At 64.5% G+C, this 18,623-nt stretch carries 19 protein-coding genes; 14 read left to right on the top strand and 5 right to left on the bottom strand.

Annotated features, from left to right (window positions below; all coding sequences use genetic code 11):
- Positions 1 to 135: 135 nt before the first annotated feature.
- The 4 genes from ACVJNE_RS21600 to ACVJNE_RS21585 all read left to right on the top strand — a co-directional run bounded on the left by ACVJNE_RS21600 (position 136) and on the right by ACVJNE_RS21585 (position 5,699).
- Complete coding sequence (locus tag ACVJNE_RS21600; protein ID WP_499568846.1) at positions 136 to 1,773, top strand: type IIL restriction-modification enzyme MmeI; 1,638 nt, start codon at positions 136 to 138, stop codon at positions 1,771 to 1,773.
- 461 nt (positions 1,774 to 2,234) lie between these two features.
- Positions 2,235 to 2,717 (top strand): MarR family winged helix-turn-helix transcriptional regulator, encoded by a 483-nt coding sequence (locus ACVJNE_RS21595; protein WP_499568845.1) that lies wholly within the window; start codon positions 2,235 to 2,237, stop codon positions 2,715 to 2,717.
- The gene (locus ACVJNE_RS21590) at positions 2,714 to 3,862 is read left to right on the top strand and encodes an HlyD family secretion protein (protein ID WP_499568844.1); all 1,149 of its coding nucleotides are present in this window, start codon (positions 2,714 to 2,716) and stop codon (positions 3,860 to 3,862) included. Before ACVJNE_RS21595 ends, ACVJNE_RS21590 begins: the two co-directional genes overlap by 4 nt.
- A gap of 298 nt (positions 3,863 to 4,160) precedes the next feature.
- Complete coding sequence (locus ACVJNE_RS21585) at positions 4,161 to 5,699, top strand: DHA2 family efflux MFS transporter permease subunit (RefSeq protein WP_499568843.1); 1,539 nt, start codon at positions 4,161 to 4,163, stop codon at positions 5,697 to 5,699.
- A gap of 16 nt (positions 5,700 to 5,715) precedes the next feature.
- Here ACVJNE_RS21585 and ACVJNE_RS21580 read toward each other — a convergent pair whose 3' ends face one another.
- The 4 genes from ACVJNE_RS21580 to ACVJNE_RS21565 all read right to left on the bottom strand — a co-directional run bounded on the left by ACVJNE_RS21580 (position 5,716) and on the right by ACVJNE_RS21565 (position 10,293).
- On the bottom strand, positions 5,716 to 6,720 hold the full coding sequence (locus ACVJNE_RS21580; protein WP_499568842.1) for a cytochrome d ubiquinol oxidase subunit II: 1,005 nt from the start codon (positions 6,718 to 6,720) through the stop codon (positions 5,716 to 5,718).
- Positions 6,721 to 6,940: 220 nt separating this feature from the next.
- Positions 6,941 to 8,302 carry a cytochrome ubiquinol oxidase subunit I gene (locus ACVJNE_RS21575; RefSeq protein ID WP_499568841.1) on the bottom strand — a complete coding sequence of 454 codons (1,362 nt, stop codon included), beginning with the start codon at positions 8,300 to 8,302 and terminating at the stop codon, positions 6,941 to 6,943.
- Between the two features lie 107 nt (positions 8,303 to 8,409).
- The gene (locus ACVJNE_RS21570) at positions 8,410 to 9,528 is read right to left on the bottom strand and encodes a helix-turn-helix transcriptional regulator (protein WP_499568840.1); all 1,119 of its coding nucleotides are present in this window, start codon (positions 9,526 to 9,528) and stop codon (positions 8,410 to 8,412) included.
- Between the two features lie 84 nt (positions 9,529 to 9,612).
- A complete protein-coding gene (locus tag ACVJNE_RS21565; protein ID WP_499568839.1) occupies positions 9,613 to 10,293 on the bottom strand; it encodes an ArsR/SmtB family transcription factor in 681 nt (226 codons plus the stop codon).
- A 98-nt stretch (positions 10,294 to 10,391) separates the two neighbouring features.
- On the opposite strand from ACVJNE_RS21565, the gene ACVJNE_RS21560 reads away from it, so the two are divergent.
- From ACVJNE_RS21560 to ACVJNE_RS21540, 5 genes are all read left to right on the top strand, one after another.
- Positions 10,392 to 10,616, top strand: coding sequence for a DUF1127 domain-containing protein (locus ACVJNE_RS21560; RefSeq protein WP_499568838.1), 225 nt, complete (start codon positions 10,392 to 10,394; stop codon positions 10,614 to 10,616).
- A gap of 72 nt (positions 10,617 to 10,688) precedes the next feature.
- Complete coding sequence (locus tag ACVJNE_RS21555) at positions 10,689 to 11,021, top strand: NIPSNAP family protein (RefSeq protein ID WP_499568837.1); 333 nt, start codon at positions 10,689 to 10,691, stop codon at positions 11,019 to 11,021.
- On the top strand, positions 11,018 to 11,368 hold the full coding sequence (locus ACVJNE_RS21550; RefSeq protein WP_499568836.1) for an antibiotic biosynthesis monooxygenase family protein: 351 nt from the start codon (positions 11,018 to 11,020) through the stop codon (positions 11,366 to 11,368). Before ACVJNE_RS21555 ends, ACVJNE_RS21550 begins: the two co-directional genes overlap by 4 nt.
- Before the next feature lie 55 nt (positions 11,369 to 11,423).
- Positions 11,424 to 11,885, top strand: coding sequence for a CYTH domain-containing protein (locus tag ACVJNE_RS21545; protein WP_499568835.1), 462 nt, complete (start codon positions 11,424 to 11,426; stop codon positions 11,883 to 11,885).
- The gene (locus ACVJNE_RS21540) at positions 11,882 to 12,790 is read left to right on the top strand and encodes a CHAD domain-containing protein (RefSeq protein ID WP_499568834.1); all 909 of its coding nucleotides are present in this window, start codon (positions 11,882 to 11,884) and stop codon (positions 12,788 to 12,790) included. The genes ACVJNE_RS21545 and ACVJNE_RS21540 overlap by 4 nt, the downstream gene beginning before the upstream one ends.
- Before the next feature lie 140 nt (positions 12,791 to 12,930).
- Here ACVJNE_RS21540 and ACVJNE_RS21535 read toward each other — a convergent pair whose 3' ends face one another.
- The gene (locus ACVJNE_RS21535; RefSeq protein WP_499568833.1) at positions 12,931 to 13,449 is read right to left on the bottom strand and encodes a PadR family transcriptional regulator; all 519 of its coding nucleotides are present in this window, start codon (positions 13,447 to 13,449) and stop codon (positions 12,931 to 12,933) included.
- Positions 13,450 to 13,532: 83 nt separating this feature from the next.
- Between ACVJNE_RS21535 and ACVJNE_RS21530 the strand changes: the two genes are divergently transcribed.
- The 5 genes from ACVJNE_RS21530 (at position 13,533) to trmB (ending at position 18,606) form a co-directional block, all read left to right on the top strand.
- The gene (locus ACVJNE_RS21530) at positions 13,533 to 13,955 is read left to right on the top strand and encodes a DUF6194 family protein (protein ID WP_499568832.1); all 423 of its coding nucleotides are present in this window, start codon (positions 13,533 to 13,535) and stop codon (positions 13,953 to 13,955) included.
- A 233-nt stretch (positions 13,956 to 14,188) separates the two neighbouring features.
- Positions 14,189 to 15,772, top strand: a complete 1,584-nt coding sequence (gene lnt, locus ACVJNE_RS21525; protein ID WP_499568831.1) for an apolipoprotein N-acyltransferase — start codon at positions 14,189 to 14,191, stop codon at positions 15,770 to 15,772.
- 139 nt (positions 15,773 to 15,911) lie between these two features.
- On the top strand, positions 15,912 to 16,316 hold the full coding sequence (locus ACVJNE_RS21520) for a helix-turn-helix domain-containing protein (protein WP_173187934.1): 405 nt from the start codon (positions 15,912 to 15,914) through the stop codon (positions 16,314 to 16,316).
- A gap of 180 nt (positions 16,317 to 16,496) precedes the next feature.
- Entirely contained in the window at positions 16,497 to 17,771 is a 1,275-nt protein-coding gene (metK, locus tag ACVJNE_RS21515) for a methionine adenosyltransferase (RefSeq protein ID WP_499568830.1), read from the top strand.
- Positions 17,772 to 17,907: 136 nt separating this feature from the next.
- Positions 17,908 to 18,606 carry a tRNA (guanine(46)-N(7))-methyltransferase TrmB gene (gene trmB / locus ACVJNE_RS21510; RefSeq protein WP_499568829.1) on the top strand — a complete coding sequence of 233 codons (699 nt, stop codon included), beginning with the start codon at positions 17,908 to 17,910 and terminating at the stop codon, positions 18,604 to 18,606.
- Positions 18,607 to 18,623 lie beyond the last annotated feature (17 nt).

The raw sequence follows: 18,623 nt of genomic DNA, 5'->3' as shown, positions 1-18,623 counted from the left end.
GAATCCGCCACCGCATTCCTCTACGCCGCGGCCGTCATGATCCTCGTCAGACGCATCGCACGCCACTCATGAGCAGTTTCGGCACGGACTCTAAGTGACACCTATGTCGAGACTCTTCGTTCCACCTATTCTAAGGTGCCCGAGAGTGTAGATTTCGTGATGTACTGGTGGCAAGTAGCAACGGCCGCCGTAGCTGATGGCAAGGTTCGTCGCAGCGGCTTGGTGACGACCAACTCGATCACGCAGAATTATAACCGAAGGGTAATTCAAGCGAATTTGGGTGCTAAGGCACCGGTGTCGATCATATTCGCCATATCAGACCACCCTTGGACACGATCAGATCGATCATCAGCGGCTGTGCGAATTGCGATGACCGTAGTTGAAAAGGGTACTGTCGATGGTCAGCTAATGACTGTCGAACGCGCATCAAACTTGGACAGTGACGCTCCAACAATCGAGTACAGCAAGGAAACAGGAGCAATATCTGCTGACCTGAGCGCCGGAACTAACACAATAAATTCGGCATATCTTGCGGCCAACATTGATCTGGCACACCAAGGTGTAACCCCTCTCGGCGAAGGTTTCAGGCTGACGCGAAGTGAGGTTACTCATCTCGGATACGACCCAGGCAATCTTCCGACTGTGATCCGAAAGTATTTGATCGGACGCGACCTAGTGCAGACTCCCTTAGAACGGTTCATCATCGACTTCTTCGGCTTGAATGAGGAAGAGGCGCGCCTTCTCCATCCGCGCTTATTTCAAGTTGTTATTGAGAGAGTTAAGCAAGAACGTAAGGTCAAGAGTCGTGCCGCTTACCGAGAAAAATATTGGGTATATGCAGAACCTCGTGCTCGGATGCGGGAGGCACTCCGACATTTGGATCGATACGTGGTGACATGCCGCACGGCGAAGCACAGATTATTCAGTTTTGCCGACAAAGACATGTTGAGCGATGCAAAGATCGTCGCCATAGCGACTTCCGAAGCGACAACGTTAGCGCTACTTAGCTCTCGCGTTCACATCGAATGGGCCAAACGCACCGGCGCTTGGCTCGGCATCGGGAATGACTCCAACTACAACCATTCTGAATGCTTCGGGAAATTCCCGTTCCCCGACCCCTCGGAGGCGCTGCGCCAGCAGCTCCGCGCCGCCGGCGAGGAGCTGGATGCGCTGCGCAAGAAGGTGTTGGCCGATCATTCCGACCTGACGCTAACCGGGCTCTACAATGTGCTGGAGAAGGTGAAGGCCGGGACCGCGCTCACCGACAAGGACGAGGATGTGAAGGAGCGCGGGCTGGTGCTGATCCTCAAGGAGCTGCACGAGACCATCGACCGCCTGACGGCGCAGGCCTATGGCTGGCCGGAAGACCTTTCCGACGAGCAGATACTGGAACGGCTCGTGGCGCTGAATGCCGAGCGCGCGCGTGAAGAAGCCGGAGGCCATGTGCGCTGGCTGCGGCCGGATTATCAGGTGCCGCGTTTCGCCAAGGGCGCGAAGGCAAGGACCGGCGAGCTCGATCTCGGCGAGACGGTGGTGGCGCTGGACGCCGGCAAGCCGGTCTTTCCGAAGGATCGCCACGAACAGCCGCTTGCCATCGAGGCGCTGCTGGCCGCCAGGGGCGGCGCGATGGATGCAGGCGCGATCGCGCGTGCGTTCAAGGGCGGCGGCAAGCGCATCGAGGCCCGCGTCGGGCAGGTTCTTGTCACGCTTGCGCGCTACGGTCGTGTCACAGCTCTGCCCGACGGCAGGTTTGCGGCGCGGCGGGCGGCGTGAGGGGGAGAGTTGAGGCTCACTGAACGCGGCCAATAGCCCGAACCGCGTATCTGTCCGGCTGCCGGACTTCCGCGAGGGCGGCCGGATCAGCGGATAAGTAGCGAGCACCATATTACGGGGGCGTGCCGCTTGTCTCGCCCGTCCTTCGAACCCCCGCAGGCGGTTTCAGAACCGCAGCGCTCGGTACAAACCCTGTGAAGAACGGTGGCACCTCAAGGCCTCCTTCCTCCTTTGTGGTCAAGGGGTGATGAGAGCCTTGCACTCGGGATTTGCGCGGGCGGCCCTAGCCTCGACGTGAATAAGAAATCGCCAGCGGGGGATTTCGATCATCCACCGCGTTCTGGGCGCGGGCATTTCGGCCGGTATCGCTCATGGGAGACCGACCCCATACCCGACAGGGTGCGACATGATTGTCGCGTCTAGGCACTTGTTTATAAGCGTGCTTATAATATATGTGCCTTATGAAAAATGGACACACCGAAGGGCTGGGTTTTCTCATCCACGACGCCGCGCGCGTGATGCGGCGGCGGTTTGAGGTGCGGGCGGCCGGTTACGGTCTGTCGGCGGCGCAATGGCGTCTGCTCGTGCGCCTCGTTAAGGCCGAGGGCGTGCCGCAGGCGCGGCTTGCGACGTTTCTGGAGATCGAGCCGATCAGCGTTTCGCGGCTGCTCGATCGCATGGAGGAGGCCGGCTGGATCGAGCGCCGGCCGGACCCGGCGGACCGGCGCGTGCGCACGGTGTTTGCTACCGAAAAGAGCCGCCGTGCCTTCGCCGAGGTGAAGAGCGTGGCAAACGAGATCTACGAGGAGGCACTGACCGGCATTTCGCCCGCCGATCGCGCGGCGCTCGTCGGTGGCCTCAGAACCCTGATTTCAAACCTCTCCGACGACGACTGCGCCGCGGAGGGCTGCAAGACGACCGTCGCGAAGGAAGACGTAGCATGAATGCGATGACCAAGATCGAAGAGGAAGAAGCCGGCGCGCAGCCGCCGCAGGTGCAGGAGGCCGCGCAGCCCGCGAAGAAGAAGCGGCGCGGCGGGCGCTATGCGCTGATGCTGGCGGTGCCGCTGCTGCTGGTGGCCGGCGGCGCCTATGTGTGGGCGACGGGCGGACGCTTCCAGGAGACGGACAACGCCAATCTGCGCCAAGCCCGCATCACGATCGCCGCGGACACGGCAGGCCGCATCGTCGAGGTGGACGTTGCCGACAGCGCGCAGGTGAAGGCCGGCGACGTGCTGTTCGTGGTCGATCCCGAGCCATACCGGATCGCGCTCGCGCAGGCCGATGCCGCGCTCGACGGCGCCCGGCTGAATATCGGCCAGTTGCGCGCCGCCCATAGCCAGGCGGTCGCGCAGCAGCACAACGCCGAAAACAACGTGACCTACCTCCAGTCCGAATTCGACCGTCAGCAGGCGCTGGAAAAGCGCGGCGTGAGCACCAAGTCGTCGCTCGACCAGGCCGGCCGCGCGCTTGCCCAGGCGCGGGACCAGCTCCAGGGAGCCCGCGAGGCGGTTTCCGGGGCGCTCGCCGCGCTCGGCGGAGACGCGGACATCGACACGGACACGCATCCGACGGTGCAGGCGGCGCTGGCTGCGCGCGACAAGGCGGCCTATCAGCTCGCGCAGACCACCGTGCGCGCGCCGGCCGACGGCATCGTCGCGCAGGCATCCTCCTTCAAGGAGGGGCAGTATGTGTCGGCGGGCTCGCCGCTGTTCTCGCTGGTGGAAACCGGCGATAGCTGGGTGGAGGCGAATTTCAAGGAAACGCAGCTCACCAACATGCGCGTCGGCCAGACGGCGGAGGTGACGCTGGACACGTTTCCGGACCGGCCGCTGACCGCGACCATCGAAAGCATCGGCGCGGGCACGGGCGCGGAATTCTCCGTGCTGCCGGCCCAGAACGCTACCGGCAACTGGGTGAAGGTGACCCAGCGCATCCCGGTGAGGCTGAAGGTGGAAGACGCGGACGCACAGGCGCTGCTGCGCACCGGCATGAGCGCGGTGGTGTCGGTCGACACCGGCCATGCGCGCGGCCTGCCGACCTTCGCGGGCTGGTTCGGCCAGACCGCCCACGCGGGGCAGTCGCAGTAGCTCGTGCGATGAATGCCTCTGTCATATCGGGTTTCGCGGGGCCGCGTTCGCCTGTGAGAGGGCAGGGCAGCGGCAGGCGTTACCCCCACCCCTTACCCCTCCCCACAAGGGGGAGGGGGACTTGGATGTCCCGTCGTCCCCGACAAGGTTCGCGCCGAGCGCCGCGGTTCCGAATCCCCCTCCCCCTTGTGGGGAGGGGTAAGGGGTGGGGGTGAAGCCGCTCCAGCGCCTGGGGGCAGCGAGCGGGACCGCCGGAACCGTATAGGGCGCGGGCGCGCGAATACCGGAAGCAACGACGATGAGTGCCGCAGCAACAACGCCAACCACTGACTACCCGCATCGCGGCCTGATCACCATCTCGATCATGCTGGCGACGATCATGCAGGTGCTCGACACCACGATCGCCAATGTCGCCCTGCCGACGATGACGGGCGACCTCGGCGCGTCGCAGGACACGATCAACTGGGTGCTGACCTCCTACATCGTCGCCGCCGCCATCATGACGCCGGTGACGGGCTGGCTCGCCGACCGGTTCGGCCGGCGCGAGCTTTTCCTGGTGACCATCGCCGGCTTCACCATCTTCTCGATGCTGTGCGGGCTGGCGTGGAGCCTGGAAAGCATGGTCGCCTTCCGCGTCATGCAGGGCCTGTTCGGCGCGTCGATCGTGCCGCTGTCGCAGACCTTCCTGCTCGACATCAACCCGAAGGAAAAGCACGGCCAGGCGATGGCGATCTGGGGTGCGGGCATCATGGTCGGCCCGATCATCGGACCGACGCTCGGCGGCTGGCTGACCGAGTTCGCGAGCTGGCGCTGGGTGTTCTTCATCAACCTGCCGGTCGGCATCCTCGCCTTCCTCGGCTCGGCCGCCTTCCTGCCGAGGGCCGGCGTGCGCCTGCGCGGCTTCGACTTCTTCGGCTTCGCCATGCTGTCGCTGGGCGTGGGCGCGCTGCAGCTCATGCTCGACCGCGGGGCGGAGGTGGACTGGTTCTCGGCCGTCGAGATCTGGCTCGAGCTCGGGCTGGCGATCACCGGTTTCTGGATCTTCGCCGTGCACCTGATGACCGGCAAGGACACCTTCATCGACGCGCGGATCTTCGCCGACCGCAATTTCGTGACCGGCCTCGTATTCATCTTCGTGATCGGCGTGATCCTGCTGGCGAGCCTTGCGCTGCTGCCGCCGATGCTGTCGCGGCTCTTCAACCATTCGACCACGCTCACCGGCCTCGTGATGGCGCCGCGCGGCGTCGGCACGATGATCTCCATGCTGCTCGTAGGGCGGCTGGTGCAGGTGGTCGACGCACGCGTGCTCGTCGTCGCCGGCCTGTCGCTGACGGCGTGGTCTCTGCACATGATGACGGGCTTCTCGCCGCAGATGGACGATCATCTGATCATCGTCTCGGGCGTCGTGCAGGGCCTCGGCCTCGGCCTCGTCTTCGTGCCACTTTCGACGGTTGCCTTCGCCACGCTCGACCCGCGCTTCCGCACCGATGCGGCGAGCCTGTTCAACCTGGTGCGTAATATCGGCTCGTCGATCGGCATCTCGATCGTCACCGTGCTTCTGACGCGCAACGTGCAGGTCAACCACGCCGAGCTTTCCGCGGGGCTGACGCCGTTCAACCAGAACCTTGCCGCGGCCATGCCCGGCGCGGCTGCGGGCAACGTTTCGACGTTGAGCCAGCTCGACCAGCTCGTCAACCAGCAGGCGCTGATGATCGCCTACATCGACGACTTCAAGCTGATGATGATCGTGACGCTGTGCGCGATACCGCTGGCGCTGCTGCTCAGGAAGCCGAAGATGGCCGCAGCCGGCGCGCCGGCGGCCGCCCACATGGACTGAGGTTGCCGGCGACGTCTCAGTCGTAGCTGAGGTCGCCGGCCTTTCCGCTGAAGACGCTGTAGACGTAGAAGGACGCGCCGATCATCACCGGCAGCACGACGGCCGTGCCGGCGAGGATGATGGCGAGGCTTTCGGTCGCGGCCGCGGCCTCCCAGATGGTGAGCCGGTCCGGCACCACGAACGGGTAGAAGGAATAGGCCAGCCCCGCGAAGCCGAGCGCGAAGATCGCCGCCAGCGTCAGGAACGGCGTGATGGCGTGGCGGTCGCCCGGCGCGGGCATGCGGAAGGTGAGCAGCCACAGGCCAAGGAAGGCCGCGCCCGTCACGATCGGCAGCGGCGCCAGAAGCGCGATCTCGGGCCAGGTGAACCACTTCTCGAAGATGCGCGGGCTCGCAAAGGGCGTCGCCAGCGAGACGGCGACCATGCCGACGGCGGTGAAGACCAGCGCGGAGCGCAGGAAGCGCACGGCCTTGCGCTGCAGGTCGCCCTCCGTCTTGTAGATGAGCCACGCGGCCCCCATCGCCGCGTAGGACGCCGCAAGGCACAGCGCCACGAGCAGGCCGAAGCCGATCGCCGGCAGTCCGGTTTCCAGCCCCAGCACATAGACGCCGAGCATGTAGCCCTGCGAGAGCGAGGCGGCGAGCGAACCGATGCAGAACAGCGCGTCCCAGCGCTTCTTGCGGTGGACCGGCACCTTGGCGCGGAAGTCGAAGGCGACGCCGCGCAGGATGAGGCCGACGAGCAGCACGAAGACGGGGATGTAGAGCGCGGTGAGGATGACGCCGTGGGCGACGGGGAAGGCAACGAGAAGCAGCCCGACGGCGAGCACCAGCCAGGTCTCGTTGGCGTCCCAGAACGGGCCGATTGCGGCGATCATCGTGTCCTTCTCGTGCGCGTCGGACGCGGCGAACAGGATGCCGATGCCGAGGTCGAAGCCGTCGAGCACGACATAGACCAGGATCGCCAGACCCATCAGCCCGGCGAAGATGAGAGGGAGAAGGGTGGGCCAGTCGAGGGTCATAGATTGTTCTCCCATAGAGGCGCCGGTGCTCTACGTTGCCCCCCTCTGTCCTGCCGGACATCTCCCCCACAAGGAGGGAGATCGGCAGCTTCAGCGAAGGCTCTTCTCTTGCGATTGGCGAAAGCCATGAGGCCGGCTGATCTCCCTCCTTGTGGGGGAGATGTCCGGCAGGACAGAGGGGGGCGCGACAGAGCGGGGCTTTTCAGCATCATGGTGAACTTCACTCCCCCGCCATCGGTTGGGCCAGGGCGCGGTCTTCGACGCCGGGGAGCGGGGATTGGTCGCCGTCCTTGGCCGCCTTGAGCGCCAGGTGGGTGAGCACGCCGAGATAGACGATCATCAGAACGATGTAGAGCACAATGTAGATGGCGAGCGTGAAGCCGACATTGGAGGCGGCGACCGGGCCGACTGCCTCTTCGGTGCGCAGCACGCCGGTCACCAGCCATGGCTGGCGGCCGATCTCGGTGGTGTACCAGCCGGCGAGCGTGGCGACCCAGCCTGAAAAGGCCATCGGCGCGTAGGCATAGGCGAGCAGCCTCGGCATCGCGCCGCGTCGCCACAGGAACCACGAGGTCGCCCAGGACAGCGCCAGCATGGCGAGCCCCACGCCAACCATGATGCGGAAGCCCCAGAACACTGGCGCGACCGGAGGGTGCTCGCCAACATAGTCGTTGAGGCCGGGCACAACGCCGTCGAGCGAGTGCCTGAGGATGAGGCTGGCTCCATTGGGCACGGCGATCTCGAACCGGTTTTCGCGGGCCTTCTCGTCTGGCCATGCGAACAGCACAAGCGGCACGTTGCCCCGCGTCTCCCAGTTGGCCTCCATGGCGGCGACCTTCTGCGGCTGGTGCTCCAGCGTGTTGAGACCGTGCATGTCGCCGACGAAGATTTGCACTGGAATGAGTGCCGCACCCATGAAGACGCCGGTGCGCAGCGCCTTCCACATCGATTCGGCGCGGTCGCCTGCCAGGAAACGCAGCGCCGAGAGGCCGGCGATGAGGAAGGCGACCGTCAGGCCGGAAGCCAGCAGCATATGGACGAGGCGGTAGGGGAAGGACGGGTTGAAGACGATCGCCCACCAGTCGACGGGGAAGGCGACTCCGTCGCGCATCTCGAAGCCGGCCGGCGTCTGCATCCAAGAGTTGAGCGCCAGGATCCAGAATGCCGAGAGCGTCGTGCCGAAGGCGACGAGGAAGGTCGCGAGCGTGTGAACCCGGTTCGACACGCGGCGGAAGCCGAACAGCATGATGCCGAGGAACACGGCCTCCAGGAAGAAGGCGGTGAGCACCTCATAGGCGAGCAGCGGCCCGGCGATGTTGCCGACCTTCTCCATGAAACCCGGCCAGTTGGTGCCGAACTGGAAGCTCATGGTGACGCCCGAGACGACGCCGAGCGCGAAGGACAGCGCGAACACCTTCACCCAGAAGAAATAGGCGCGCATCCAGGCCGAGTCGCCGGTCGCGTTGTAGCGCAGCTTGAAGAACAGCAGCACCCAGCCCAGCGCGATGGTGATCGTCGGAAAGAGAATGTGGAACGAGATGTTCGCAGCAAACTGCAGGCGGGAAAGAATAAGCGCGTCCATGACCGGCTTCCGGCTCCATTTGGCTCCCGCTTGCAACGTTAGGGCGTAGCGGCGGACGGGTCAAAGGTGCCGCCTGTCGCAGGGGCGGAGTGTCGCGGTGCGGCAGCTTAGCGCAGCAGGCGGCTGAGCAGCGCGACCAGTTCGCCCTGGCGGTGGGTGCCGGTCTTGGCGAAGATCGCCTTGAGCCTCTGGCGCGCCGTGCCGATGGCGATGCCGAGCTGGTCGGCGCAGCGTTCGAGACTCCGGCCTTCCGCCATCGCGCCGGCCAGTAGCGCTTCGGCGGGCGTAAGCCCCAGAGCCTGCCGCAAACGCTCGGTGTCAGCGAGCGGCCGCTCGTGCGGGTCGCTGAGGAGCAGGATGGCAAAGGCCCGCATGGAGACGGGTGCGACGAGCCCGCGCACGGAGACGAGCTCCGCGATCAGGGGCAGCCCGGCGGGACGCTCGATACGCACCGGCAAGGCCTCGGCCGCGCGCTGGCGGCGGTGGCCGTTGCTGCCGGCGCCTCCGAGCAACGCCTGCAACTGCCGGTCGCTGCCCGCATGCACCGCGCGGGGCCGCCCATCGCGGACCACGATCGTGTCCGATGCCGAGGCGAGAAGGCTTTCGGCCTGCGCGTTGATTTCGATCGCGCGGCCCTGCCAGTCGAGTAGCATGGCGGCGCGGCCGATATGCGCCAGCGCCTCGACGCCGGTCGCCGCGCGCGCCTGCGCGAACTGCTCGCTGAGGTGCATCATCCGGCGCAGATCCGGCCCGAGCCGTGCGAACAGATGCGCTTCCTCGTATGAGAAGTGTCCCTGGCTGCTGGAGCGCAGCAGGGGCAGACACCAGCGCTGGCCTTCCACGCGGAAACCGATCGCGGCGAAGCCGGGATAGCCCCATTTCAGATAGAAGTCGTGGTAGTGGGCGAGCTTGCGGCGCTCCTCGTCGGTGGCGAGATCGTGCTCGATCAGCACACTGGTCGGATGCGTCTCCAGCAGCGGCCAGCCGCGTTCGGCGCGGTAGTGATTGTCATACCAGCCGCCGGCGACATAATCCTCGAGCAGGTCGGCATAGTGAACGGATGAAGGCACGAGCGTTGCCCGCTCGCCGACATCCTTGGGATAGAACATGGCGCAGGCGGAATCGAGCGAGGAGGCGAGGTCGTGTAGCGCGGTCTGCCAGAGCTCCGGTTCCGACACCGCGTCGTAACAGGCGTCGAGCGCCCTATGTACCGCATCCGCTCGCACGAAACGCCACCTCCCGCTGAAAGGCTGTTCCGGTCCCCACGCTCAGATTGGAGCGGCGGGCCGGCAGGGTCAACCTTCCATGGTTCAATCGGCGAGCAACTTGTCGAATGCGCGTCGGCCGGTCGGCGTGAAGACGACGGCGCGGCTGTCCTTGTCGCGCCGCGCCCAGCCGCGCGTCGTGATGGTGTCGAGCATGGCCGCGCCCAGGCTGCCGGAAAGATGCGAGCGGCGGACGCTCCAGTCGAGGCAGGCGCGGCACATCGGACGTCGCGCCTGCTTGAGCGCGCCGACATCGATGTCGAGCGCCTCGAACCAGCGCCGGCCGGCATCGCTGGGCGTCAGTCGCTCGGCGTCCTCGACCAGCAGCCCGCGTGCCACCAAGTGGTCGAACAGCGCGACGCCACGCTCGCCGGCAAGATGGTCGTAGCAGACCCGCGCCTCGCGCATCGCCCTGTCGCGCGGGCCGGGGCGGGTGCGCTGGGGGCCGACCGCCTCGGCCACCCCGGAGATGGCCTCGATCATCAAGGCAACCTGCGTGCCGGCAAGCGCGAAATAGCGATGACGGCCCTGCGCGGCGACACGCACGAGGCCGCCATCGCACAGTTTTGCCAGATGCGAGCTTGCCGTCGGCAGGCTGACGCCGGCTTCCAGCGCGAGCTCGCTGGCCGTGAGCGCGGTTCCGCCCATCAGCGCCGACAGCATGTTGGCGCGAGCGGGGTCGCCCACCAGTGCAGCGACCCGCGACAGATCCGGACCTTCCCTCATCGACGCCTCCTGGCTGGCTGGCCTACGATCATGGTTCGATGGTAGTCGAAGCGTTGTCGTCACGCAATCGGTAGAGTGTTGTTCAAAGGAGCTTCACCATGCCGACCACTTCCGTGCCCCTCTCGCCGATCCGTTCCGCTGCCGAGGCCGGGTCGGCATCTCCGGGTCGCGGCGTGATTGCGCTGCTGCGCCGGCTTTGGCGCTGGAACGATCGCCATCGGCAGCGTCTGGACCTCGCAGACCTCGACGACCGGATGCTGCATGACATCGGCATCACCCGCCGCATGGCCGAGCGCGAGTGCGGCAAGCCGCCATGGCGTTGAACCATAGGCCGGCACGATGCCGGAACGCTTCGTTCCGCGTCGAAGTATAACCGAAGGAAGAAGGGAGGCGACATGTCGATTACCTGTTTCATCCGCTACGAGATCGATCAGTTCGGCAAGGAGGATTTCGTGGAATATGCCCGCAACTGGGGCGAGGCGATCCCGCGCTGCGGGGCCAAACTGATCGGCTATTTTGCCCCGCACGAGGGCTCCGCAACGACGGCCTACGGTGTCTATTCGATCGACAGCCTCGCTGAATACGAGGCCTATCGGGCGCGGTTGGCCGCCGACCCGATAGGCAAGGAGAACTACCGGTTCGCGCGCGAGAAGCGTTTCATCCTCAAGGAGGACCGCATTTTCCTGAAGCTGGCCTCGGCGCCGCACGGCGAAGAGCGCGCGCCATGATCGCGGTGATCTTCGAGGTGGAACCCGCCGCCGGCCGGCGCGATGCCTATCTGTCGATCGCCGCGGAACTGCGCCCGCTGCTCGACGGGGTCGACGGTTTCGTTTCCATCGAACGCTTCCAGAGCCTTTCGGACCCCGACCGCATCCTGTCGCTGTCGTTCTGGCGCGACGAGGATGCTGTTGCCGCATGGCGCAACACGCGCGAGCATCGGCTGGCGCAGAAGGCCGGCCGTGGCGGCATTTTCGACGCTTACAGACTGCGGATCGCCCATGTCGTGCGCGACTACGAGATGGAAGAGCGGCGCCAACAGGCGCCCGCCGACAGCAGGGCGGTGCACGAGCGCTGAGCGGGCTGCCCTCCGCGGGCTTGCCAACCGGCCACACGCGCGATTTGATGCCGGCATGGCGAAGGAGATCGAGCGCAAGTTTCTGGTGAAGACCTCCGGCTGGCGGGCAGCGGCGACGAATGCCACCGCCATCAGCCAGTTCTATGTGAGCGCCGGCGAGGACCGCTCCGTGCGTGTGCGCATCGTGGATGGCGAGAAGGCGAAGCTGACGATCAAGTTCGGCGGGGCCGCGCGGGCACGCGACGAGTTCGAATATCCGATTCCGCTGGCAGATGCGCGCGACTTGCTGCGTTTTGCGCTGGGCAACGTCGTCGAAAAGACGCGCCACAAGGTGCCCCATGGCGGGCGCGAATATGACGTCGACACGTTCGAGGGCGCGCTGGCCGGGCTGGTGATCGCCGAGCTGGAGACACCCGACGACGTGCCGGATGAGGAATTGCCGGACTGGCTCGGCGACGAGGTGACGGGCGATCGGGCTTTCTACAACCTCTCGCTTGCGCTGGAAGGCGCGCCGTGACGGCCCAGCCGGTCTTTCGCATTGCTCCGTCGAGATCGCTCGACGCTGAGGTGATGCGCATCCTCGACGAAACGGGCGGCCGCGTCATAGGGCATCTGGAAGACAGGGAGGGCGACCACGGAAAGGCGCTGCATGAGGCGCGCAAGGGCATCAAGAAGCTGCGTGCCCTGCTGCTTCTGGTGCGTGCCGCCGACAAGCCGCTGATGAAAGAGGAAGGGCGACGCCTTCGCGATGCGGCTCGGCTGATCGCGGGACCGCGCGAGGCGACCGCTGCGGTAGAGACGGTCGACCGGTTCATTGCCGCGTTCCCGGAGAAGGTCGAAACCTGCAATCTCGCGGAAATTCGCGATGCGCTCGACGCCCGTCATGCGAGGATCGCTGGGCAGGCGCTGGACGAGGCGCGGGATGAAGCGGCCGCCATGTGCCGGGCGGCGCTGGAACGGCTTCGCCGCAGCCAGTCTCTTGCCGATGTCTCCGACAGCGCGATACCCGCCAAAGGCTTCGCAAAGGCGCTGAAACACTGGGGCAAGGCACTCGAAAAGGCACGGGCTCGCGGCGAGCCGGAAGAGTTTCACGAGTTGCGCAAGGCCGTTAAGGCACACTGGGCGCAACTCGGCCTGCTGCGCGATTTCATGGGCGGCAACATCAAGAAGCGGCGCGCCGAGGTCGAAGAACTGGGCGAACGGCTCGGCGAGATCAATGACATTCACGTGATGCGCGACGGGCTGGCGAGCGGCGCGCTCGGCTTGCCGGAAGCGATCGATACGAAACCGTTTGACCGGCTCCTGAAGAAGCAGGCCAGGGCGTTGTCGAAAGAAGCACTCTCCGATGCCGGCAGGCTGCTGGACAGCGCGCCCGGAAAGCAGGAAAGACGGCTGCGCAAGCGGTTCGCCAAGGCGGCGTGAACCGACGGGCAACGAGATCACAGATTCCCTGATGACAAGCGGGTAGTGTCTCAGTTTGAGTTTCAGCTTCGGGGGAAGCGGAACGGCCGGTTCGGCTGCTTGCGGTGGAAGTGGAAAAGTCGTGGGTAGAAGTCGCGCCGCTAATGCTCTGCCAGAATTTTCTGCAGGCTTCCGGCGGTCGCTCTCAGATTTTCACTCCACAGCACCAAAAGATCATGGGTCCTAGGCACACCTGTTTCCCGCGGGGCCGTAGCTGCCAACTTTATCAGGTGATTCGCGTTCTCGGTGAGGCGGGAGGCAGTGTCGACCAAAAGCGCGCTGCCTTCCTCCGGCAAGCAGTCAAGAAGCGCCAATCCAGCGCTCAGTTCGATCAGGTCGAAACTGGATAACGCCCTGCGCAGCAGATTGAGAAACTCCTCCTCCCCGGAGCGTGTCAGCGAGAACAGTGCTTTGCCCGGGCCACGATGACCCGGCTCGTGTCCTTGCGACGAAATCAGGCCCTCTTTCGCCATCTGCTGGAGTGAATGATACACGGATCCGGAATGTAGCCGGGTCCACATCTGCACCTGCCAGTCCTCCAGAATCTGGCGGATTGCGTAGCCGTGCAATGCGCCTTTTTCCCTCATCGCGCCGAGCACCAACAATCTCACCACGTTCATACAATTCTCTCCAAAAGCTAACTAGTCAAATTTGGCTAATTCACCTAATGCTGGTAACCAAATTTGACCAATGGAGCCTTAGCATGAGCATGTCGATCGCCGATATCAGAAATTTTCTTGAGACGGCCCTTCCTTCCGTCACCGTTGATAACAGCACAGCAGACCTGTTCTTTTTCACCGGAGAGGAGCGGAAAATTCCTTTCGCAACCATTGTCACACACGACACCCCGTTCGATTCGGCGTCGAACCTGACGCGCGGGGACTTGTTTCGTCTCAATCTGGTTACCGACAAAGAAACGTTCGAGCGCCTGTTTGGCATCAGCACGCCAAATGCACTGGACGACGCTGACTTCGATTATCAGGCGCTTGACCGGCTTTTCCCGCATCCACTCTACGGAAAAATGCGCTGGATAAGCGTTATTAACCCGGAGACGGTTTGGGAGAATTGCCAGGAGCTTCTTGTTAAGGCCCGCCAAATCCGGGAGCTTCGACCGAACAGCTGGTAGCGGTCATCGAAATCGACAGCAATTTTCCTGCGTGCTGTCGTGAGGCCTTTGGCAAGAAGGCAGGAGCAAACCTTAAAGCTCGTCTGCTTCCGGGTTACCCGCCGGAGCACCTTCATGTCCGCAATACGGTCGCAAGTCGAAATTCAACCGAGACACTAGCGGCTAGCGGTTTCGCCTTGGGGTGAAAGGCTCTAGAACATCGTCGGGGTGATTCACGCAATTCCGGGGATCTGATGGAGCGCCTGGCCGGCAAGGTCATACTGCTGTGGGGGTGGCGCAGGGCGCTGGCTGCGTTTCTGGCCGGCGCAGTCGCGGCCCTTGGCCAGCCGCCATTCGATTTCTTCGCTGCTTGCCTGATCGCCTTTCCGGTGCTGGTGTGGCTGCTGGACGGATCGGCCAGCGCGCCGGGTGAAAGGTTCTTCCGACGCATTTTCAGGCCTTTCCTGACGGGCTGGTGGTTCGGCTTCGGCTACTTCGTTGCAGGCCTCTGGTGGACCGGAAATGCGCTGCTGGTCGAAGCCGATCTCTTTGCCTGGGCGCTGCCGCTCGCCGTATTCGGCCTGCCGGCGCTGCTCGCGATCTTCCACGGGCTGGCCGCCGTGGTCGCGCGGCTCCTGTGGAGCGACGGCCTCGGCCGGATCGCGGCAATCGCTTTTGCTTTCGGCGTGGCCGAGTGGCTGCGCGGCGTTGTCCTGACGGGCTTTCCATGGAACGCCATAGGGCAGGCGGCAATGCCCGTTCCGCTGCTCATGCAATCGGTCGGTGTCGTCGGCATGACGGGCATGAATGCGCTCGCCGTCTTCGTGTTCGCGATGCCGGCGCTGCTGGCTTCTCCCAAGGGGCGGCTGGCGGGCTTCGGCCTCGCGGGCCTCCTGATCGCCGCCCATGCCGGCTACGGCGTATGGCGTCTTTCGACGGCGGATGCCGCGCCGGAGACGCTCGTCAACGTGCGTATCGTGCAACCCTCGATCGACCAGACCGAGAAGTGGGATGCAAGCGTCCGCGACCGCATCTTCGCGACCTATCTCGACCTGTCCGCGCGGCCACCGGCGGAGGGCGCGCCAGCGCCCGACCTGATCGTCTGGCCCGAGACCTCCGTGCCCTTCATCCTGGCTGATCGACCGGATGCGCTGGTGGCGCTGGGCGAGCTCGTCGCGGATGGACAGACGCTGCTCGTCGGCGCCGTGCGCGTGGAGGGCGCGAGCCAGGCGCAGGACGTGCGCTACTACAATGCCGTCGTCGGCATCAACGCGGCCGGCGAGACCTACGACGCGGTCGACAAGATCAGGCTGGTGCCGTTCGGCGAATACCTGCCGTTCGCGGATCTGCTGGGACGGTTCGGCATGAAGAGGCTGGTGCAGTCGGTGTCGGACTTTTCGCCGGGCGGTCCTCGCCGCAGCATCAAGACGGCGGGCGGTGTAAAGGCGCTGCCCTTCATCTGCTACGAGATCATCTTTCCGGGCATTGCGGGCTATGGCGATGTCGACGCGGATGTCATCCTCAACGTGACGAACGACGCTTGGTTCGGAAACACGCCCGGCCCGTACCAGCATTTCCGTCAGGCGCAGATTCGCGCGGTCGAGGCTGGACGGCCTCTGGTGCGCGCCGCCAATAACGGTATTTCCGGGGTCGTCGACGCTTATGGCCGCGTAATCGACGCATTTGCGATCGATGCAGTTGGCGTGCTGGACGTTTCGGTGCCGCGGCAGCGGGTCGAAGGTTTGGGCTCGCCGGCTCTTGCAGGGGCATCCTTTCTGGTGATTCTAGGCCTTTGGTCGGTCTTGACCTGCCTGTTTTCCGGCTACCGGTCTGATTGACAGCGCGTATATTAGAGATTCATAGTGAAAAGCCGTCTGCCGAGGGATTCGTCACGCTGGATCATTGGGGTCTCCAGCCGATCCATTCCGGCAAAGGGAAGTTGGAAGTTCAACCTTTGCAGGTAACGGCGAGGGAATCATGCCGGAAAACAAGAAGAAGCCGAATCCGATCGACATTCATGTCGGGGGCCGCATCCGTCTCAGGCGCAACATGCTGGGCCTGAGCCAGGAGAAGCTTGGGGAAAGCCTCGGCATCACGTTCCAGCAGATCCAGAAATACGAGAAGGGGACGAATCGCGTCGGCGCCAGCAGGCTCCAGGCGATCGCTTCGATCCTCGAGGTTCCTGTCGCCTTCTTCTTCGAGGACGCGCCGGGAGGACCAGGTGCTGAAGGCCTGTCGGAGGAAAGCCAGACCACCTATGTGGTCGATTTCCTGTCGAGCACCGAGGGCCTGCGTCTTAACCGGGCGTTCGTGCGCATTTCCGATCCGAAGGTGCGGACAAAGATCATCGATCTCGTAAGGGCACTCGCCGACGAGGAATGATCCCGCCCGTTCCCGCGCAACCGGCGTGGCGGCGCGGTAACGCAGCGGCTTCGCACGACCATTTTCTCCTTTTTCATAGGATTGACGAACGTTTGTTTGCTTGACGGCACAAGGCGGGCCTCGGTAACAGATTGCGTCTTTGCCGGATCGTTCCGGCATTTCTTTCGAGAGGGGATACCCGTGGCACGCCAGAACTACCTTTTCACCAGCGAATCGGTCTCCGAAGGCCATCCCGACAAGGTTTGCGACCGCATCTCGGACGAGATCGTGGATCTCGTTTATCGCGAGGCCAAGAAGACCGGGATGAACCCCTGGGACGTGCGTGTCGCATGCGAAACGCTGGCGACGACCAACCGGGTCGTGATCGCTGGAGAAGTCCGGGTGCCCGACTCTCTTCTCAGGAAGAACAAGGACGGCTCGATCATGACGAATGCGGCGGAGTTTCCGCTGATCAATCCGTCGAAGTTCAAGTCCGCCGCCCGCAAGGCGATCCGCGCCATCGGCTATGAGCAGGATGGCTTTCACTGGAAGACCGCCAAGATCGACGTGCTCTTGCACGGCCAGTCGGCCGACATCGCGCAGGGCGTCGACAATGCGTCCGACAGGCAGGGCGAGGAGGGCGCTGGCGACCAGGGCATCATGTTCGGCTACGCCTGCAACGAGACCCCCGACCTGATGCCGGCCCCGATCTACTACAGCCACAAGATCCTCGAACTGCTGGCCGCCGCCCGCCACGCTGGTGAGGGTGAAGCCGGCAAGCTCGGCCCGGATGCCAAGAGCCAGGTGACCGTGCGCTATGTCGGCGGCAAGCCGGCCGAGGCGACCCAGATCGTGCTCTCGACCCAGCACCTGGACGGAAGCTGGGATTCGAAGAAGGTGCGCGCGGTGGTCGAGCCGTATATCCGCGAGGCGCTCGGCGACCTGAAGATCGCCGACGACTGCAACTGGTACATCAACCCGACCGGCAAGTTCGTGATCGGCGGCCCCGACGGCGACGCCGGCCTGACCGGCCGCAAGATCATCGTCGACACCTATGGCGGCGCGGCTCCGCACGGCGGCGGCGCGTTCTCCGGCAAGGACACCACTAAGGTCGACCGCTCGGCCGCCTATGCGGCGCGGTATCTGGCCAAGAACGTGGTGGCGGCGAAGCTGGCCGAGCGCTGCACGATCCAGCTCTCCTACGCCATTGGCGTCGCGCAGCCGCTTTCGGTCTATGTGGACCTGCACGGAACCGGCAAGGGCGTGACCGAGGAACAGATCGAGGCGGCGATCCGCAAGGTTATGGACCTGTCGCCGTCCGGCATTCGCCGGCATCTCGACCTGAACAAGCCGATCTACGGCAGGACCGCCGCCTATGGGCATTTCGGCCGCAAGGCCGGCCGCGACGGCTCCTTCTCCTGGGAGAAGACCGATCTGGTCAAGGCGCTCAAGGAAGCAGTGGCGAGCAACGCGTGAGGCCGGTCAGCAAATGGCGGTTTTCTACGCTTCCGGTGCTCACGTACCTCGGTACGCTCCGCTCCGGTTCTCGAAAGCCACCATTTTCGAGTCGCTCTGACGCATTGCTTGGGCGGTACTGAAGGAGCATCGGGGAATGGCGGAAGAGCGGCGCAAGCGCGCGACCGAGGCCTTCTTCGGTCGTCGGCGGGGCAAGTCGTTGCGCCCCGCCCAGGCGGAAGCCGCCGCGCGGCTCCTGCCGGAGCTCATGCTCGACCTCGGCAGCCCGGCGCCGGACGACCTGACCGGCCTGTTCGGCGTGCCGGTCGATGGTGTTCGGCTGGAAATCGGCTTCGGCGGCGGGGAGCACCTGCATCTGGAGGCTGGCCGCAACCCAACGACTGGCTTTATCGGCGTGGAGCCCTTCGTCAATGGCATGGCCAAGATGGCTTCGCTGCTGGACGAGGAGCCCCGCGGCAACCTTCGGCTTTACGACGACGACGCGACCCGCCTGCTCGACTGGCTTCCGGACGCATCGCTGGACGGGATAGACCTGTTCTATCCCGACCCGTGGCCGAAGAAGAAGCACTGGAAGCGCCGTTTCGTCAACGAAGCCAATCTGGATCGTTTTGCAAGGGTGCTGAAGAAAGGCGGAGTGTTTCGCTTCGCATCAGACATCGATACCTATGTCGACTGGACGCTGCTGGCATGCCGAAAGCACGAGGCGTTCGAATGGCGCGCGGCCTCTGCTGAAGACTGGCGCACGCCCTATGCGGGCTGGCCGGGCACACGCTACGAGGCGAAGGCGATAAGAGAAGGAAGGACGCCGGCCTATCTCACATTTCTGCGCGGATAGGCCGGCGGTCCTTTGCG

The sequence above is a fragment of the Mesorhizobium sp. DxT genome (assembly GCF_058448885.1).
This window is presented reverse-complemented; position numbering and strand designations above follow the sequence as displayed.

Excerpts from the sequence above, each read along its gene's own strand:
- ACVJNE_RS21595 (WP_499568845.1), top strand. The coding sequence starts at position 2,235 with ATGAAAAATGGACACACCGAAGGGCTGGGTTTTCTCATCCACGACGCC.
- ACVJNE_RS21590 (WP_499568844.1), top strand. The coding sequence starts at position 2,714 with ATGAATGCGATGACCAAGATCGAAGAGGAAGAAGCCGGCGCGCAGCCG.
- ACVJNE_RS21585 (WP_499568843.1), top strand. The coding sequence starts at position 4,161 with ATGAGTGCCGCAGCAACAACGCCAACCACTGACTACCCGCATCGCGGC.
- ACVJNE_RS21580 (WP_499568842.1), bottom strand. The coding sequence starts at position 6,720 with ATGACCCTCGACTGGCCCACCCTTCTCCCTCTCATCTTCGCCGGGCTG.
- ACVJNE_RS21575 (WP_499568841.1), bottom strand. The coding sequence starts at position 8,302 with ATGGACGCGCTTATTCTTTCCCGCCTGCAGTTTGCTGCGAACATCTCG.
- ACVJNE_RS21565 (WP_499568839.1), bottom strand. The coding sequence starts at position 10,293 with ATGAGGGAAGGTCCGGATCTGTCGCGGGTCGCTGCACTGGTGGGCGAC.
- ACVJNE_RS21560 (WP_499568838.1), top strand. The coding sequence starts at position 10,392 with ATGCCGACCACTTCCGTGCCCCTCTCGCCGATCCGTTCCGCTGCCGAG.
- ACVJNE_RS21555 (WP_499568837.1), top strand. The coding sequence starts at position 10,689 with ATGTCGATTACCTGTTTCATCCGCTACGAGATCGATCAGTTCGGCAAG.
- ACVJNE_RS21550 (WP_499568836.1), top strand. The coding sequence starts at position 11,018 with ATGATCGCGGTGATCTTCGAGGTGGAACCCGCCGCCGGCCGGCGCGAT.
- ACVJNE_RS21545 (WP_499568835.1), top strand. The coding sequence starts at position 11,424 with ATGGCGAAGGAGATCGAGCGCAAGTTTCTGGTGAAGACCTCCGGCTGG.
- ACVJNE_RS21535 (WP_499568833.1), bottom strand. The coding sequence starts at position 13,449 with ATGAACGTGGTGAGATTGTTGGTGCTCGGCGCGATGAGGGAAAAAGGC.
- ACVJNE_RS21530 (WP_499568832.1), top strand. The coding sequence starts at position 13,533 with ATGAGCATGTCGATCGCCGATATCAGAAATTTTCTTGAGACGGCCCTT.
- lnt (WP_499568831.1), top strand. The coding sequence starts at position 14,189 with ATGGAGCGCCTGGCCGGCAAGGTCATACTGCTGTGGGGGTGGCGCAGG.
- ACVJNE_RS21520 (WP_173187934.1), top strand. The coding sequence starts at position 15,912 with ATGCCGGAAAACAAGAAGAAGCCGAATCCGATCGACATTCATGTCGGG.
- trmB (WP_499568829.1), top strand. The coding sequence starts at position 17,908 with ATGGCGGAAGAGCGGCGCAAGCGCGCGACCGAGGCCTTCTTCGGTCGT.